Raw genomic sequence first — 15446 nt, 5'->3', positions numbered from 1 at the left:
AGTTTTCCCATTCCTTTCATAAAAACTGCTTACATTAATAGCTTAGCACTCCTTTACTTAATTATCAGTATTTAAGCAACAAAAAAAGCAAAGCGGATTCATAGTTCCACTCTGCTTCTGTTATCTTTAATTATTGTTCACCGTTGTCTCCTTGGTTTGGACGACGTTGTTGAAGGTGCATACCGTCATAATCGCCTTCTGGTCCAAGCAGTTCTTGGTTATTATCCAATTCTGAGCGACCAGCATAGTGATGGTGTTGTAACCAAATCATGCCGACTAATAACAATGCATAGAAGACAATCGCAATTACGATCAGAACAGTGTTACAGAATATCGTGTAATGTGCTCCTAAACCACCAGAAATTGAATCACGGAGTCCTAAGATTGAGTAAGTCATCGGTAAATACCAGTGAATTACATTATAGAACTTCATCGTAATTTCCATTGGGAAGGTACCACCAGATCCACCTAATTGGAGCATTAAGAGAACCATGGCGAAGAATCGACCTGGGTTATCAAAGAGCATTGAAAGGAACATAACAATTGCCATTGAAGCTAACCCGAAGCATATGGTTGTCGCAAAGAATGCAACTGGGTGAATAACTGTAAGTCCACAAGCCATCATAATTGCATCTTCTGCGATTGCCATTGCAGTTACTACCAGTGATCCAACTGTTACCTTACTTGCCCACCAAGCGATTGGGGCTTTACCAAATTCAGCAACCCGACGAATTGGGTAAACAAAGTTAAATACAAGTGCCCCAACATAAATTGCTAATGATAGAACGTATGGTGCTAAGGCGTGACCATAGTTTGGTACATAACTGTAATCCGTGTGCTTAAGAGCAGTTGGTTCTGCAAACATCTTGGCAGTCCGTGGTGAAGTCTTAATACCGTTGATTTGCTTTGCACCACCTGCAAGCGATGTAGCCAGTTGAGAAGCACCAGCATTCAACCGCGCAATTCCTGAAATAAGAGCTGGAGAATTATCTTGAAGCTGTTGAGTTCCGGCAGCTAATTGGTTTACACCGGCAACAAGAGCAGGAACTTGACCGTTTAGTTGACCAAGCGCACTTGCTAATTGAGCTGCACCAGAGTTCAAGGCCCCGCTATTAGCGTTAAGCTGGGCAATTCCGTTACCTAATTGACCAACCCCGGCTGTATATTGACCGATTCCGCTAGCCAATTGACCAGCTCCGGCCCCAGCTTGGGCAACACCAGCTGTGTATTGACCGATTCCACTAGCTAGTTGATTAGCACCGGCTCCAGCTTGAGCAACACCAGCTGTGTATTGACCAATTCCTGAATTAAGCGTACCAGCACCGGCAGCAGCACTATCAACACCACTAGTGTATTGGTTTACACCACTATTAAGCGTGCTTGCTCCAGAAGAAATCTGACTTGTTGCTTGTTTAAGTTGATCAACAGCTCCTGGCATTGTCGCTAGGGTACCTTTATAGCCATTTAAGGTTGCTAATAATGAGTTAGCTTGACGAATAGTTCCATCTGCATTATCTAACACAGCAGACATTTGTGAAAGCTGGCCTAATTGTTGTTGCATACCACTCAAGCTTCCTTGAAGGTTACTCAATTGACCAAGGGTTCCACTTAATCCTTGAATAGTAGAAACATTAGCACCGGCTTTTTGCGCAATTTGTTGAGCAGCCTGCTTGGATTGTTCACTAGCTTTATCATCGCTAAGAATTTGTTGTGCTAATCCAGCAATTTGACCATCGTTAGTTGCAATACCTTTAAGCTTGTCACCAGCACCGGCAGTACCAGATAATGCTCCCGAAGCTTGTTGAAGACTAGCAGCACTACTTTGAACACCAGCAAGAGCATTCTTGGCAGTTGCCAAACCGGTCTGGAGTTGACCTAACCCTTGCTGAAGATTTTGTGCTTGATCCATAGCCCCCATAATCCCGTTAAAGTTAATGTTTCCTAACTGACTGTTAACGGTTGAATTCAACTGATTAGCGCCCGATGCTAATTGACCTGAACCATCTCTTAAGTGAGCTGAATTACCACTTAACGTATTCAAACCATCACTTAATTTGTTAGCACCAGAATTCAACGTACCAGAGTTAGCCATTAAAGTATTCAATCCAGCATTCAACTGACTAGCTCCTGAATTTAACGCACCAGAGTTAGCCATCAAAGTGCTTAAGCCACTGCTCAACTGGTTAGCACCAGAATTTAGTGCACCGGAATTAGCCATTAATTGACCAACACCATTGCCGAGAAGACTAACCCCACCAGTATATTGCATGATACCATTTGCTAAGGTTTGGCTCCCGGTAGCAAGTTGTTGCGCCCCAGAAGATAATGGTGCAACGCTAACACGCAAGGTTTGAACCCCGTTATTTACTTGGGAAACCCCTGCAACATAACGATTTACACCATCACTTAAGGTCACCATTCCGGTACCAATTTGTTGGGCACCATCAGCGGCCTTGTTCATCCCCTTACCTACAACATGTAATTGCTTAAACATTACCGTTGCGTAAGCGTTAGTAACCTGGGCACGAATTTTTTCATTTAGCCGTGTCATCCCAGTTTGAGCAATTACCTGTCCAATGTAGTTTAAAGAACCATTAGTTTGATAATGTAATTTCATCGTCTTGGGATGTTTTTGTAAAACAGTCGTTGCATTTTCAGAGAAATCTTTAGGAATCGTAACAACAGCATAGTACTTACGATGGCTCATACCATACTTTGCTTCTTTAGCGGATACGAATTCCCACTTTAATTGATGATTTTTCTTCAATTCATCAACGGTCTGTTTCCCGACATCCATTTTTCGGCCTTGGTACTCAACCGGAATGTCCTTATTTACCACCGCAACCGGTAAGTTTCGTGTACTTCCATACGGGTCCCATACTGATTTTAAGAAGAAAATACTATATAGGAAAGGTATGAAGCAAATAACCGTTACTGATAGAAGCAGTAAACGGTTATGAATAATATGACGAAATTCGCCTTTAATCATGCTCCACATTTAATACTTCACCTCAAAATTTATCCTTTCATAATTTTAGTTTGTTAATGACTTAGTAGCTGCTCTTGCAAACTTAATAACGTCCTCAGTTGGTACATCATAATTATTGCCTTGCCACCAGTAAAAGGTCCCGATAATAGCTCCACTTAATACATAAGCAAGCATCTCAGGATTATCAGACTTTTGCAGCGCCGTTACAATTGGATCATTAGTCTCAAGATTACGCCGCTCTAAAAGAACCTGACTTAAAATATTTAAAATTTCGGTATACAAAGAGCTTCGTGCACTATTAGGTGCTAAATGACGGATAACATCCTTATTTTTATCAATGTATGATAATAATTGCTTAATAATGTCATCTTCAGAATCTGTATTCTCCGTCAATTTATTAATTTGTGCATTTAACGTTTGCTCTAAGAGGTCGTATTTATCACTAAAATAGCGATAAAAACTGCTCCGGTGCATCAATGCTTCTTTACAAATTTGATCAACCGTCAAACTTTCAAAAGAATTTTTCTCTAATAACGTTATCAATGCATTTTCAAAGTCACGAATAGTTCTTGTAACACGCATAACTCTTCCCTCCCCAAATAATACAAATTTAACATGATTATTCTAACTTGTTGTAATTCAGCACAACAGGGGTAATTAAAGATAATCATTTCATAATAAGACAAAAATGCCTATTTGTCCGTAAAAAGACTTTTGTTTGTATCTTAATCAAACGAAAACTATAATATGCTCCTGAATTTAAATGGTCAAGCACGGCAGGAATAACTTTATCGCTCTTTTATAAGTAAAACGTATTAAATAATTATTAACTTGCTAAATCTCTTTTCTAAAATACGGTATAATAAAAGTATTAAAGCTATGCGATTGGAGGCTTCATAATGGCAAAAACTAAAAAACATTTAACTAAATCCAAAGATAAAGTAATTCTTGGTGTCTTTGGGGGTATCGCTGACTACTTCGGTCTTGATGAAACCCTCGTTCGGATAATCGGAATTCTCATTTTCGTCTTTACTGGCTTTTTCCCGCTAGGAGTCTTCTACCTCTTAGCTGCCCTCGTAATGCCTGAATATAATGGTAATAAGACAAACAATGATGACAATATCGTCGACGGTGAATTCAGAGAAAAATAATACTGATTGCAGCAAAAAAGCTGAGGTTGGGAGAAATTCCAATCTCAGCTTTTTTTTAAGCATTATTTCGTTGTTTATAAGCTACTTGAACTTGTAGTCCATAATCTTCTTCCGTTAAAATTGTTGAGCCGCTTCGCCCAGCAATCTTATTCGGGCCCCCAGTAACAACTACTGTTGCAAGATACAATTGATACTTATCATGAGCAGTATGGACATCGATTAGGCCGATTTTGGTAATATGACCAACTGGGCGCCGTTCCATTTGGTTCATCCCGATGTAGATTTCAAGACGGTGTTGCAACTCATCATGAACTAATTCAAAGTATGGCGGAACAGATTGTGAATTCAAAGCCGTAACTGGTTTTTCAGTTGCCTGATATTGTTCAACGATTTCTTTTTCACTCAGGCCATCATAACCGTTAACAAACACACCCTCCATTAATAGTTGGTCAACAACACGGTGTAAGTTATGTTGTTCATATTCGTCAATTGCTACTGCTGCTGGGATCGTGTCGGCATTAGCAAACAAGCCATTTGACCGGTTTGCCAATTCTGCCGCTAGTCGTTGTTGTGCATCAAGAGGCGTCTTAGCTTTGCCGTCCTCAAATTTTTGACCAGTAATCTTTGCGACACGCGGTGAAATAAAATCAAATCGTGAAGTCTTTTCAAGAAAGTAAAAGACGAAATTAAGATAGATAAAATATGTTAATCCAATCACTGCTAAGCAATATAACAATGCCCGTAGCCAAACATGATTCATAAAGAGTCGGAACGTAACATAAACTAAATAAATATCGCCCAGTAAAGCAATAATGATATAAATACGACTCTTTAACTTTACGTCAAGGTTAAAGTAACTCAATGACGAGTTAATCATATCAAGAAAACTAAACATTAATAACCCGCCTCCTTATTATTCAGTCGTAGTCGTTCCGGTAGTATTACCACCAGTCGTGTCTTGTGTCGTTGTATTATTGTTAGTTGTTGTACCAGTCGATTGTGAGGTACTGTTTCGATTAGCACTCGTACTTTCGTTTGTATTTGCTGATCGATTTGTCGATGTTTCTGTGCCAGTGTTTCCTGCTGACCGTGTAGGTTGATTAGTATCCCCAGTATCGTCCGTTGTATTGTTGCTATTACTTGTCCGGGTAGTTGATGAATTACTTGCACTCTCATCATTATCATCACGATCGCTTTGTGAATTCCGACTTGATTGATTGCTTTCCTCATCACCCGATTGCTGAAATTGGCGACTTGTTGATACTGATGTTACTTTTGCACCCTCAGAAGTATGCGTTGCTTTATTAACTACTACATTGGTGGCACCCAACGCAAGTACCAATGATACAAGTGCAAATGGGGTTACTAATGGCGGTATCTTTGCTCCCATGTCTCATTCTCCTTTTCCAGAGTATATAATACACGAAAACTGGCCCAATAAATATGAATTTATTGTAAAGATTTTTTCTGGCATTGGGCACATATCCCGTGCAATTCAAACCGATGCCCAGTGATTTTAACTCCTGGCAACTGCTTCTCAAAGAATTTTTTATCAATTGGTGGCATTTGAATTTCTTGAACTCGTCCGCAAATATCACAAATAAAGTGGTGGTGATGGGTAAAATCACACGAATATTTAACCTGCATCTGATCATGCTGTTGACGCAATTCGACAATGCCCAATTTCTCAAATTCTTTAAAATTTCGATAAATAGTATCGTGACTTAATCCAGGGAATTGTTCTCGAAGATATTGGTCAATTTCTACAATATTAAAGTAACGATCAGGATGTCGCGCAACTGATTCAATCATCATTTTACGTTGCTTAGTCCACCGCAAATGATGGTCTTTAATAATGGTCTGTGCTTGATCAATTAATTTCTCCAATATTTTTCCCTCCCGATTAGAGATGATATTGTAACATATTTTAGTTCTTTTTGGATAATATCTGCCTAACAATTATATCTATTTGTTGTTTGGTATTTTTCCACTGGTCATTAACTACGACATGCGCGATCCCTTTTAAAGCCGCTGGTAAAGCAAGATCACGGTGATACTCTTTGCTATGTAAACGAGAACGAATCGCACTCAATTTATCGCCCCGCAGTGTCATTCGCTTAGCTAAAGAAGCCATATGGGTAACGGTCAAGAAAATAATCACTGCTTGAGCATCAAGTTGTTGATGGTAAGTAATCGCACCAGCTGTGTCAAGAACAATCACGTCATTTTTTCCTTGTTCCCATCCTTCTGCTAAGCCTTCTAATGAAGAACCGTATTGAAATTGGTCATAAGTGACTTGCTCAAGCAAATGGAGTTTCTTCAGGGAAGATGGTGTTTCAAAATGATAGTCTACCCCATCTTGTTCTCCCGGACGTGGCAGCCGGGTCGTATGGGTAATTACCCGGTGCATATCATAATGATCTTGTAGGTAGTTAGCGACCGTTGTTTTGCCGGACCCCGCTGCCCCTGTCACAATAAACACATACTTATTATTTTTCATAATTGTTTATTTTAAATGATCGTTAACTTGATCTAACAGTTCTTTTAAATTCTCGTAGGTTAACCGTTCACGAGCATCTTGATAGTTGAACCATCCACAATTCTTAATCTCTTCTACTTGCAGATGAATGTCTTCCTTATTATCTAATTCGGCAGTATAAAGGGTCATTTGTTTATGATTGCCATTTGGTAAGTCGTATTCGGTATACACCTTAAAGCTGGTATCAATCGATAATTCTAATTGCGTTTCTTCCTTTATTTCACGAATTGCTGTTTCTTTTAGTGATTCATTGCCTTCAACGTGACCTTTCGGGAATCCCCAGAAGTGTCCCTTATTTTGACTTTCTAAGAGTAAATACTCAATTCCATTTTCGCCTTGACGATATACAACTGCGCCACTAGTAACTTCAATTGCCATTTTTATCCCTCTTTTGTAATTAAATTTTTCTAATTTACTTTTAATATTAACTAAGGTATCATTATTAATTATAAACGTGACGAACCATTTCGGCACGTACAATTTATTATAGCAAAGGTGGGTTAAAGATGAGCTTAAACATTATGCGAAAAGAAAGTCTCGATCGGTATCTTGGTGAAGACAAGCTTTTCGTTAAATCAATGAATGCTCGTGATCTCATGGCAATTGGGATCGGTACTGTTATTGGTACTGGGATTTTCATTCTCCCTGGAACAATTGCCGCAAATTCAGCTGGACCAGGAGTGTCATTGTCATTTCTGTTTTCAGCGATTGTCTGTGCGCTAGCTGCAATGTGTTATGCTGAGTTTGCTTCTGCATTACCGGTTGCTGGGAGTGCCTACTCATACGGAAATGTAGTGTTTGGTGAATTCCTTGGCTGGTTGCTGGGATGGGCATTAGTTCTTGAATACATGTTAGCTGTTGCTTCTGTTTCAACAGGTTGGGCAGCCTACTTCAATACATTGCTTGAAGGATTTGGTATTCATCTCCCTAAAGCGCTATCGGGTCCATTTGATCCGGCTCATGGTACCTACATAAATATCGTGGCGGTTGTAATTGTTCTTTTGATTACAGTAATGCTTGCACGGGGGATGCAATCTTCACTGCGTATCAACAACATTGCTGTTTTCCTTAAGATTGCAATTATCTTGATCTTTATTATTGTTGGTTTCTTCTTCATCAAGCCCAAAAATTACCATCCATTCCTTCCATACCACATGAAGGGTGTGATTCACGGGGCAACGATCGGTTTCTTTGCTTACCTTGGTTTCGACTGTGTTTCCAGTTCGGCTGCCGAAGTTAAGAATCCTAAACGAAATATGCCTCTAGGAATTATTGGGACACTTGCTGTTGCAACAATCTTATATACTGGTGTTGCCGTAGTCCTAACTGGGATGGTTAAGTACACCAAACTTGACGTTGCCAATCCAGTGGCATTCGCCTTACAGATGGTTCATCAAGACTGGTTGGCAGAATTATTGTCAATTGGAGCTTTGATCGGAATGTTCACAATGATGGTTTCAATGATCTATTCTAGTTCTCGTTTGATCTATGCAATTGGTCGTGACGGTCTGCTTCCTTCATTCTTAGGAAAGCTTGATAAAAAGAGCCACTCGCCACAAGTTGCATTATGGATCGTGGCGATTATTATCGCTATCATGGGCGGACTTGTTTCTCTTGATCAACTTACAAGTTTAGTTAACATTGGAACTTTATTTGCTTTCATGCTCGTTTCATTTGGGATTATTCCGCTTCGTAAGCGAAAGGATATCGGTAATCGTGGAGGCTTTAAGGTGCCCCTCTACCCTGTGCTTCCAATTCTTTCTGGTCTCACCTGCCTTGGCATGATGACCCAGTTGCAAAAAGAAACATATATTGGAGCAGCAATTTGGTTTGGAATCGGAATTATCATCTACTTCACTTACGGCTACTGGCACAGTAAGTTAGCAGATAAGAATTAATAGCAAAAAATTTAAGATTTATGTAGAGAGTGAGAAAATTATTTTTCCACTCCCTTTTTATTTAAAATAGCAATTTGCATTAAATACCATCTTTTTGTTAAGGTAGTATTACTTACTTTTTTATTCACAAGGAGGAATCAATTAGTTAGGCCAAATTTTGATCACATATGCCTAATTTTTTATGGAATATACAAAGAAGAATTACAAAAAAGCACCTTTATCATCAATTCACTTTCGAATATATTTTGCCCTCGCTCTTGGACAAATTGCTTGTGGTTTTGCTCTTGGAATTAGTGGAACTGCCCTTTCCCAAGCAACCGATTATATCAATATTACCGACTTTTGGGTTGGCCTAATTGGTGCTGGGAGTTTAATTGGACTCGCTGGGAGTGCTTTAATGGGTAAAATTGCTGACCAATTTGGCCGGCGAAGAATGTTGATGCTCGATATGTATCTTTTTTCTATATTTTCTCTTTTACAATTAGTAACAATGAATCTTATTATCCTGTTTATCTTACGGATTTTAATTGGTTTAATGATTGCCATTGACTATACTGTTGGGAATGCTCTATTGGTAGAATGGTTACCAGCAAAAGAAAGCGGACGCCTACAAAGCCAACTAATCATTTATTGGACAATTGGCTTTATTACTTCATACATCGCGGGAATTTTAATAACAGGGTTTGGTGCTCATAATTGGCAAGTTATCCTTGCATCAAGTGTCGTTCCAGGACTGATGGCTGCAATCTATCGGTCAATCTTCCGAATTCCTGCATCCCCGAGCTGGTTAGCAAGTCAAGGGAAAAATAAAACTGCTCAAAAACTAATTCAAAAACATCTCGGGAAAAAATGGGGATTATCATTAAAACAAATTCGTAGTAAAAAACCAAAAGATGTCTCTCTTAAAACCCTATTTAATCCCCCTTATCGCCGAAAAACCATTGTTGGTGGCTTATTCTATGCTTGTCAGACATTTTCATTTTTCGGTATCAGTATCTTCTTACCAATTCTCCTAAAAAGTATGGATCTTGGTAATAACAACCTCTCTGGGATTATCTATAATAGTTGCGTCCTTATCGGCGTAATTTTCGGTAGTTTAATCTTCAAGATTCTTAGCAGGCGGATGTTTTTGGTAAGAACATTTTTCCTTTCAGCAGCAGCCCTTATCTTATTAATAATTGGCAATAACTTTTCATCTTTCTTCCAAATTAGCATTTTTGCGATCTTTGCGATAGTCTTATCTTCAGGACTTGTCCTTGATTATCCATATCCAACAGAACTATTTGATGTTAAGGTTCGAGCCAGTGGAGTTGGTACTTGTATCACTATCAGTCGTTTTGGGGCTGCTAGTGGAACATTCTTATTACCAATCTTAACTCATCTTGGCGGTCCCATTTTAGCAATGCTAGTTTGTACTCTTGTTTTACTTATAGGTGGTACTATCTGTCTTTTATGGGCACCTGAAACTTCACCAAAATATATTTAACATTAATAATAGAATGGTCGGGAAAATTTTAAATTTTTCACCGACCATTTTTAGTTTTAAACATCAATCCAATAGACTAATCAATTTTTAACAAATAAATACTTACGATCATGATAAATCACAAAAATACCAGTAATAATAAATAAAGCAATCATGCTAACTCGCAGGTAAAACATCTCGCGACTATATTGCAGCTCCTGTTGGTGATCGATATACGGAATAAGGAGCGCGCTCTTATTATCAAGTTGAAAATACGAAATTAATTCCAAAGCGCCAAATAAAATAATTTGATTACAAAGCGAACCAAATACCGATAGTTTTTGATCAATACTGCTATATTTATCGGGAACTTGTTTTCGTGCCCACTTTCCTAATAAGATGGCACAAAAGACTGTTATCGCTGTCCCAAGCAAATATAGGTAATCGGTATACGTTAAGAATAAGCCAAGAGTAAGACAGATAAGGGTAGTTTTATAGCGAGTAGTTAATGGAATCTTTTGCAATTTAGGACTCAATGCGCCTACTAACATTCCCGAAAGCATCAATTCGATAAAAACAATGAAAATCCAATAAGCTTTATTCTGTTGAAAAGCAAATAGTAAAGTATAGATAATGACATAATTCTTGATCGCTCCGAGCCAAATACGAAATAGTTTAAAAGGTTGTCCCAGAATATTTCGCAGTTCAAGGATAATCCCAATAATTGCTAGCACGATTAGGGCCTAGCCAAAATCAGAAATTTGCCCCGTCTTCTTAAAGAAACTAATAATAAAAACCACGGTAAGCACGGCGATGGCAGGAAAAGCCGTTTTTAAATTAAAAGAGAATTTTAAATCCAATGGTGTCTTATCTCGTTTAACAACAACGTAAGCGTAAATAACTTCCAAGCCCAGGAAAAAAGTATAAAAAACAAAACCGACAACTAACGGCAGCTTCATCAGTAAAATCCCGAGGGCGATCAGTCCGATAATTACACTAAAGCCCGCGATAACATTTACTCGCTTCAAATCAATCCCGGAAATTTCCTTATTGGGATCGCCGAGCAATTTTAATCCTGTCACGCCAAAACCGATCAAGATCGCCGCCAAGCTAGCAAGCCACTCAAAGCGAAAATAAATTCCAATAGAAGCAAGGGTTCCCCCAAATAAAAGCAATAACCGAACAAAACTTAGTAACACCAGACCAAGAAGCTAAATTTAGGCGTCCATTGAGAATAAAGGGCATTACTTTTTCAACGGTGTAAACAAAAATAAACGACCAAACAAATGTGATTATATTTGCATGGGCAATGATAGAGAATGCAAATAGCAACGTTGGAAATAGAATATAGCTTCGAGCAACAAATTCATGGTTAATTGCTAAAATTTTCTTCATAAGCAACCTCCGATCACTTTGCCTTTTATTTTTAGTAAACCACATCCCCTCATAAAAGAAAAAGAATAGGACTCCTAACATGATTTTTAATGCTAGAAGTCCTATTAGCTTTTTATTTAGCAAACATCTTAAATTCTAAAAATAAATCATTGTATTCACCTAAAACGCGTAATGGCAAATCACGATATACTTGCAAATGCTTCATTGTTGTTTCAGGAGGATAAAAAGCTTTGTCATTAGTAACTTTCTTAGGTAATTCTTTTTTAGCCGCTTTATTTGGTGTCGCGTATCCAACGTATTGAGCATTTTGAGCCGCATTTTGGGGATCTAACATAAAGTTAATAAATTCGTAAGCCGCCTTTTTATTACGTGCTGCTTTAGGAATCACCATGTTATCAAACCATATATTGCTTCCTTCGCTTGGCACAACATAGTGAAGGTGCGGATTAATATTCATCATTTCGCGCGCGTCACCAGAATAGGTCACACCCACGGCTGCTTCATTTTGCTCCATGTACATCTTCATCTCATCAGCAATAATCGCTTTTACATTGGGCGTCAACTGCTTTAAATGGGCCTGCGCAAGCTTCAATTGATGGTAGTTAGTCGTATTAACAGAATGATGCTGAGTAATAAGGGCAACCGCAAACACATCCCGCGCACTGTCAATCAACATGACATTATTCTTTAAGCGCGGATTCCAAAGTTGTTCCCAATGCTGGACGTCTTTGCCATTTACTTTTTGATCATTATAGATAATACCTAACGTTCCCCAAAAGTATGGTACAGAATAACGATTGTCGGGGTCAAAAGAACGATTTAAAAATTGCGGATCAATATACTTAAGGTTAGGTAATTTCTGATGGTTAAGAGGTGCAATTAAATGCTCCTTTTTCATCCGTTGAACAGTGTATTCACTCGGCACAACGACATCATAATTAGTCCCGCCTTGCCGAATCTTGGTTAACATTGATTCGTTGCTATCAAAGGTTTCATAATCTACATGATAGCCAGTTTGATGTTCAAATTTCGTTATCAATGCTGGATCAATATAGTCTCCCCAATTGTAAATTGTCAGAGTTTGTTTTCCACCACCAGTTTTTTGCTGGTTGAGAGCAACATCCCCAAGCGCTAGCAAAATACAAATAACGACAATTGCGAAGAATGCAGTAAATAGCTTTTTCATTGTGCATCCCCCTCTTTAACAGCCACAATCCGTGTCCGTCGACCGCCCCGTTTACTAATAAGGTAATAGCCAATTACTAACAGAAGCGAAACAATAAACATCAACGTAGAGAGGGCATTGATTTCAAGGTTAATTCCTTGCCGCGCCCGCGAATATATTTCCACCGATAATGTCGAGAAGCCATTTCCAGTAACAAAGAAGGTCACAGCAAAGTCATCAAGTGAATACGTAAAAGCCATAAAATAGCCCGCAAAAATACCCGGGGCAATTGACGGCAGTACTACCCGAGAAAGAACTTGCCAGCGACTGGCCCCTAAATCATAGGCAGCATCTACTAATGTTGGGGACATTTCATTTAATTTTGGCAACACCATTAAAACAACAATTGGAATACAAAAGGCAATATGGCTTAAGAGGACTGAGACAAAGCCTAGTCTTACCCCCAGCATGGTGAAAAAGATTAAAAAGCTTGCCCCAATAATTACATCGGGCGAGACCATTAAAACATTATTCAAGGATAATAAACTATTCTTCCACGGGCGCCGTGCATCCTTAATTGCCAAGGCCCCTAATGTACCGATAATCGTTGCTAATAGTGACGCCAAAAATGCTACTAACAAGGTATTAATAACAATGGTAATCATTCGCGTATCCGCAAGCAAATCCGCATAGTGTTGCCAAGAAAAGCCATGGTATTTTTCCATTGTTTGTCCGCTGCTAAAGGAAAAAACAACTAGATACAAAATTGGCGCATATAAGATCACAAAAACTAACGCCAGGTATGCTTTCCCCCATGACCATCGCCGCTTTTTCATTAATGGCGTCCTCCTTTCTGTTTCTTATCACCAGTCATAAACATAATAATAAACATTGCGATAATCAGCACGACCCCAATCGTTGAACCCATTCCCCAATTTTGCGTTGTGAGGAAATGTTCTTCAATCGCAGTCCCTAAAGTAATTACACGATTTCCACCAATCAAGCGGGTAATCATAAAGAGTGAAAGCGATGGAATAAAAACTGCCTGAATTCCAGCTTTTACTCCCGGCATAGAAAGCGGCCAAATCACCCGACGAAAGGTTTGCCAATGAGTAGCACCCAAGTCATAGCTAGCATTTATTAGTGACGGGTTTATTTCAGCCAGGTTATTGAAAATCGGCAACACCATAAACGGGATTTCAATATAAGCAGCCACAAACATAAAACTGGCATCCGTGAACAAAAGCTGATGACTCCCAAGGCCCATAAACTGGAGGAAACCGTTAATTGTCCCTGTTCGACTAAACAAGCCAATAAACGCATAAGTCTTCAATAATAAGTTGATCCATGTTGGCAAAATCACCAGCAATAGCCAAAACTGCTTATTAGGCAATCTATTCAAAACATAAGCTGTCGGATAACTAATCACCAATGTCACAAGGGTAATCAAAAAAGCATACCAGACAGAGTTAAGCGTCATCTTAAGATAAACACCCGATGTCAGGTATTCAGCATAGTTATTAAGGGTCAGCTGACCATTGATATTAAAAAATGATTGATAAAAGATCAATACCAATGGCGCAATCACAAATAGGATAATCCACAATGCATATGGGACGATAAACATCGCTTTTTGCCGCATTAGTCCCCCTCCTCGTAGCTATCAAGGCGAGCATCAAAGTCTTCTTCGCTTTCGTTATACCGCATAACGTGAATATCTTCGGGATCAAATGTAATCCCTACTTTAGCCCCGACCTTTGTTTTATGAATAGAATTAATCTTCCACTTATGGTTACGTTGGTCAATCACCGTAATTTGATAATCAACGCCACGGAAAAGCTGCGTTTCAACAGTGCCGACTAATTTTCCTTTTTCAACCGTCGTAATGTCAAGGTCTTCTGGTCGGATGACAACCTCAACCTTTTCGTTTGGTTTCATCCCCGCGTCGACACAATCAAAGTCTTGACCATTGATTGAAACTACATAGTCTTTTTTCATAATGCCTGGGACAATATTACTTTCACCGATAAAATCAGCCACAAAATGGTTAAGCGGTTCATCGTAAATATCAACGGGGGTCCCACTCTGCTGAATCTTACCATCATTAATAATCATAATCTGGTCACTCATGGCTAATGCTTCTTCTTGGTCATGGGTAACAAAGATAAATGTAATCCCTAGCCGCCGTTGCAATTGCCGCAATTCAGTCTGCATTTGAACTCGTAACTTATGGTCCAGCGCAGACAAGGCTTCATCCAACAATAGTACTTTCGGCTTATTAACTATTGCCCGGGCAATGGCAACCCGCTGTCTTTGCCCACCAGACATCGCGGTAATTTCCCGATCATCATAGCCATCTAATTGAACCAGGTGCAAAGCTTCTTTTACGCGTTGTTTAATTTCTGCTTTTTTGACACCCTTAATTTGTAATCCAAAGGCAACGTTTTCTGCCACATTCATATGAGGGAAAAGGGCGTAATCTTGAAAGACGGTATTGACTTGCCGTTGATTGGCTGGAATATCATTGATTTGCTTTCCATCAAAATAAATTTTTCCACTACTAGGATGATCAAAACCAGCAATTAAGCGCAAAATCGTTGTCTTTCCTGATCCCGATGGTCCTAATAAGGTATAGAATTTACCGGCCTCAATTTCAAAGCTTATATCACGCAACACAACGTTATCATCATACTGTTTGCTTACATGCTGAAATTCCATTATGTTTTTTACCATCAGCGTTTCCCCAATCATCATTTTTTAAACTAAGTCTTAGTATAAAGTATACGCCTTAAATCGCAACACTGTTTATCCTAAGCAAATTATTTTGAACTACTCCCACTTAGC

General features: G+C 39.0%; 16 protein-coding genes. 3 read left to right on the top strand and 13 right to left on the bottom strand.

Annotation, left to right across the window (positions count from 1 at the left end; translation table 11 throughout):
• Window positions 1-130 precede the first annotated feature (130 nt).
• Both AACL61_RS06830 and AACL61_RS06825 read right to left on the bottom strand, forming a co-directional pair.
• Entirely contained in the window at window positions 131-2998 is a 2868-nt protein-coding gene (locus AACL61_RS06830) for a YhgE/Pip domain-containing protein (protein ID WP_339111161.1), read from the bottom strand.
• Window positions 2999-3034: 36 nt separating this feature from the next.
• Entirely contained in the window at window positions 3035-3571 is a 537-nt protein-coding gene (locus AACL61_RS06825) for a TetR/AcrR family transcriptional regulator (RefSeq protein ID WP_003664827.1), read from the bottom strand.
• A 317-nt stretch (window positions 3572-3888) separates the two neighbouring features.
• Between AACL61_RS06825 and AACL61_RS06820 the strand changes: the two genes are divergently transcribed.
• The gene (locus tag AACL61_RS06820) at window positions 3889-4140 is read left to right on the top strand and encodes a PspC domain-containing protein (RefSeq protein ID WP_003672397.1); all 252 of its coding nucleotides are present in this window, start codon (window positions 3889-3891) and stop codon (window positions 4138-4140) included.
• A 55-nt stretch (window positions 4141-4195) separates the two neighbouring features.
• Here AACL61_RS06820 and AACL61_RS06815 read toward each other — a convergent pair whose 3' ends face one another.
• Genes AACL61_RS06815 through AACL61_RS06795 form a run of 5 tightly spaced genes read right to left on the bottom strand, consistent with a single transcriptional unit; the run spans window position 4196 to window position 7057 of the window.
• On the bottom strand, window positions 4196-5035 hold the full coding sequence (locus AACL61_RS06815; RefSeq protein WP_102816449.1) for a DUF6681 family protein: 840 nt from the start codon (window positions 5033-5035) through the stop codon (window positions 4196-4198).
• Between the two features lie 18 nt (window positions 5036-5053).
• The gene (locus AACL61_RS06810) at window positions 5054-5530 is read right to left on the bottom strand and encodes a hypothetical protein (protein ID WP_003672395.1); all 477 of its coding nucleotides are present in this window, start codon (window positions 5528-5530) and stop codon (window positions 5054-5056) included.
• A gap of 59 nt (window positions 5531-5589) precedes the next feature.
• The gene (locus AACL61_RS06805) at window positions 5590-6027 is read right to left on the bottom strand and encodes a Fur family transcriptional regulator (RefSeq protein WP_003672394.1); all 438 of its coding nucleotides are present in this window, start codon (window positions 6025-6027) and stop codon (window positions 5590-5592) included.
• A gap of 40 nt (window positions 6028-6067) precedes the next feature.
• Window positions 6068-6640: a guanylate kinase gene (locus AACL61_RS06800; protein WP_102816450.1), complete on the bottom strand. Its 573-nt coding sequence runs from the start codon at window positions 6638-6640 to the stop codon at window positions 6068-6070.
• Between the two features lie 6 nt (window positions 6641-6646).
• Window positions 6647-7057, bottom strand: a complete 411-nt coding sequence (locus tag AACL61_RS06795) for a bis(5'-nucleosyl)-tetraphosphatase (RefSeq protein ID WP_035160315.1) — start codon at window positions 7055-7057, stop codon at window positions 6647-6649.
• 128 nt (window positions 7058-7185) lie between these two features.
• Here AACL61_RS06795 and AACL61_RS06790 point away from each other — a divergent pair, with 128 nt between their 5' ends.
• Entirely contained in the window at window positions 7186-8577 is a 1392-nt protein-coding gene (locus tag AACL61_RS06790) for an APC family permease (protein ID WP_085680415.1), read from the top strand.
• Between the two features lie 181 nt (window positions 8578-8758).
• Window positions 8759-10063 carry an MFS transporter gene (locus tag AACL61_RS06785; protein ID WP_339111160.1) on the top strand — a complete coding sequence of 435 codons (1305 nt, stop codon included), beginning with the start codon at window positions 8759-8761 and terminating at the stop codon, window positions 10061-10063.
• A gap of 80 nt (window positions 10064-10143) precedes the next feature.
• Here AACL61_RS06785 and AACL61_RS06780 read toward each other — a convergent pair whose 3' ends face one another.
• From AACL61_RS06780 to AACL61_RS06755, 6 genes are all read right to left on the bottom strand, one after another.
• Window positions 10144-10776, bottom strand: coding sequence for a hypothetical protein (locus tag AACL61_RS06780; protein ID WP_231125421.1), 633 nt, complete (start codon window positions 10774-10776; stop codon window positions 10144-10146).
• Between the two features lie 9 nt (window positions 10777-10785).
• On the bottom strand, window positions 10786-11241 hold the full coding sequence (locus AACL61_RS06775) for a hypothetical protein (protein WP_013923865.1): 456 nt from the start codon (window positions 11239-11241) through the stop codon (window positions 10786-10788).
• Between the two features lie 308 nt (window positions 11242-11549).
• Window positions 11550-12623 (bottom strand): ABC transporter substrate-binding protein, encoded by a 1074-nt coding sequence (locus AACL61_RS06770; RefSeq protein WP_102816873.1) that lies wholly within the window; start codon window positions 12621-12623, stop codon window positions 11550-11552.
• A complete protein-coding gene (locus tag AACL61_RS06765) occupies window positions 12620-13438 on the bottom strand; it encodes an ABC transporter permease (RefSeq protein WP_102816872.1) in 819 nt (272 codons plus the stop codon). Before AACL61_RS06765 ends, AACL61_RS06770 begins: the two co-directional genes overlap by 4 nt.
• A complete protein-coding gene (locus AACL61_RS06760) occupies window positions 13438-14244 on the bottom strand; it encodes an ABC transporter permease (protein WP_078010092.1) in 807 nt (268 codons plus the stop codon). Before AACL61_RS06760 ends, AACL61_RS06765 begins: the two co-directional genes overlap by 1 nt.
• Window positions 14244-15335: an ABC transporter ATP-binding protein gene (locus AACL61_RS06755; RefSeq protein ID WP_003664847.1), complete on the bottom strand. Its 1092-nt coding sequence runs from the start codon at window positions 15333-15335 to the stop codon at window positions 14244-14246. Before AACL61_RS06755 ends, AACL61_RS06760 begins: the two co-directional genes overlap by 1 nt.
• Window positions 15336-15446 lie beyond the last annotated feature (111 nt).

This window comes from Limosilactobacillus reuteri subsp. porcinus (assembly GCF_036621895.1).
Classification (GTDB): Bacteria; Bacillota; Bacilli; order Lactobacillales; family Lactobacillaceae; genus Limosilactobacillus; species Limosilactobacillus reuteri_J.
This window is presented reverse-complemented; position numbering and strand designations above follow the sequence as displayed.

What these genes read in the sequence shown, in the direction of transcription:
- AACL61_RS06765 (WP_102816872.1), bottom strand. Translation starts at nt 13,438, where the DNA reads ATGAAAAAGCGGCGATGGTCATGGGGGAAAGCATACCTGGCGTTAGTT.
- AACL61_RS06810 (WP_003672395.1), bottom strand. Translation starts at nt 5,530, where the DNA reads ATGGGAGCAAAGATACCGCCATTAGTAACCCCATTTGCACTTGTATCA.
- AACL61_RS06820 (WP_003672397.1), top strand. Translation starts at nt 3,889, where the DNA reads ATGGCAAAAACTAAAAAACATTTAACTAAATCCAAAGATAAAGTAATT.
- AACL61_RS06790 (WP_085680415.1), top strand. Translation starts at nt 7,186, where the DNA reads ATGAGCTTAAACATTATGCGAAAAGAAAGTCTCGATCGGTATCTTGGT.
- AACL61_RS06785 (WP_339111160.1), top strand. Translation starts at nt 8,759, where the DNA reads ATGGAATATACAAAGAAGAATTACAAAAAAGCACCTTTATCATCAATT.
- AACL61_RS06815 (WP_102816449.1), bottom strand. Translation starts at nt 5,035, where the DNA reads ATGTTTAGTTTTCTTGATATGATTAACTCGTCATTGAGTTACTTTAAC.
- AACL61_RS06760 (WP_078010092.1), bottom strand. Translation starts at nt 14,244, where the DNA reads ATGCGGCAAAAAGCGATGTTTATCGTCCCATATGCATTGTGGATTATC.
- AACL61_RS06800 (WP_102816450.1), bottom strand. Translation starts at nt 6,640, where the DNA reads ATGAAAAATAATAAGTATGTGTTTATTGTGACAGGGGCAGCGGGGTCC.
- AACL61_RS06830 (WP_339111161.1), bottom strand. Translation starts at nt 2,998, where the DNA reads ATGTGGAGCATGATTAAAGGCGAATTTCGTCATATTATTCATAACCGT.
- AACL61_RS06755 (WP_003664847.1), bottom strand. Translation starts at nt 15,335, where the DNA reads ATGGTAAAAAACATAATGGAATTTCAGCATGTAAGCAAACAGTATGAT.
- AACL61_RS06825 (WP_003664827.1), bottom strand. Translation starts at nt 3,571, where the DNA reads ATGCGTGTTACAAGAACTATTCGTGACTTTGAAAATGCATTGATAACG.
- AACL61_RS06770 (WP_102816873.1), bottom strand. Translation starts at nt 12,623, where the DNA reads ATGAAAAAGCTATTTACTGCATTCTTCGCAATTGTCGTTATTTGTATT.
- AACL61_RS06795 (WP_035160315.1), bottom strand. Translation starts at nt 7,057, where the DNA reads ATGGCAATTGAAGTTACTAGTGGCGCAGTTGTATATCGTCAAGGCGAA.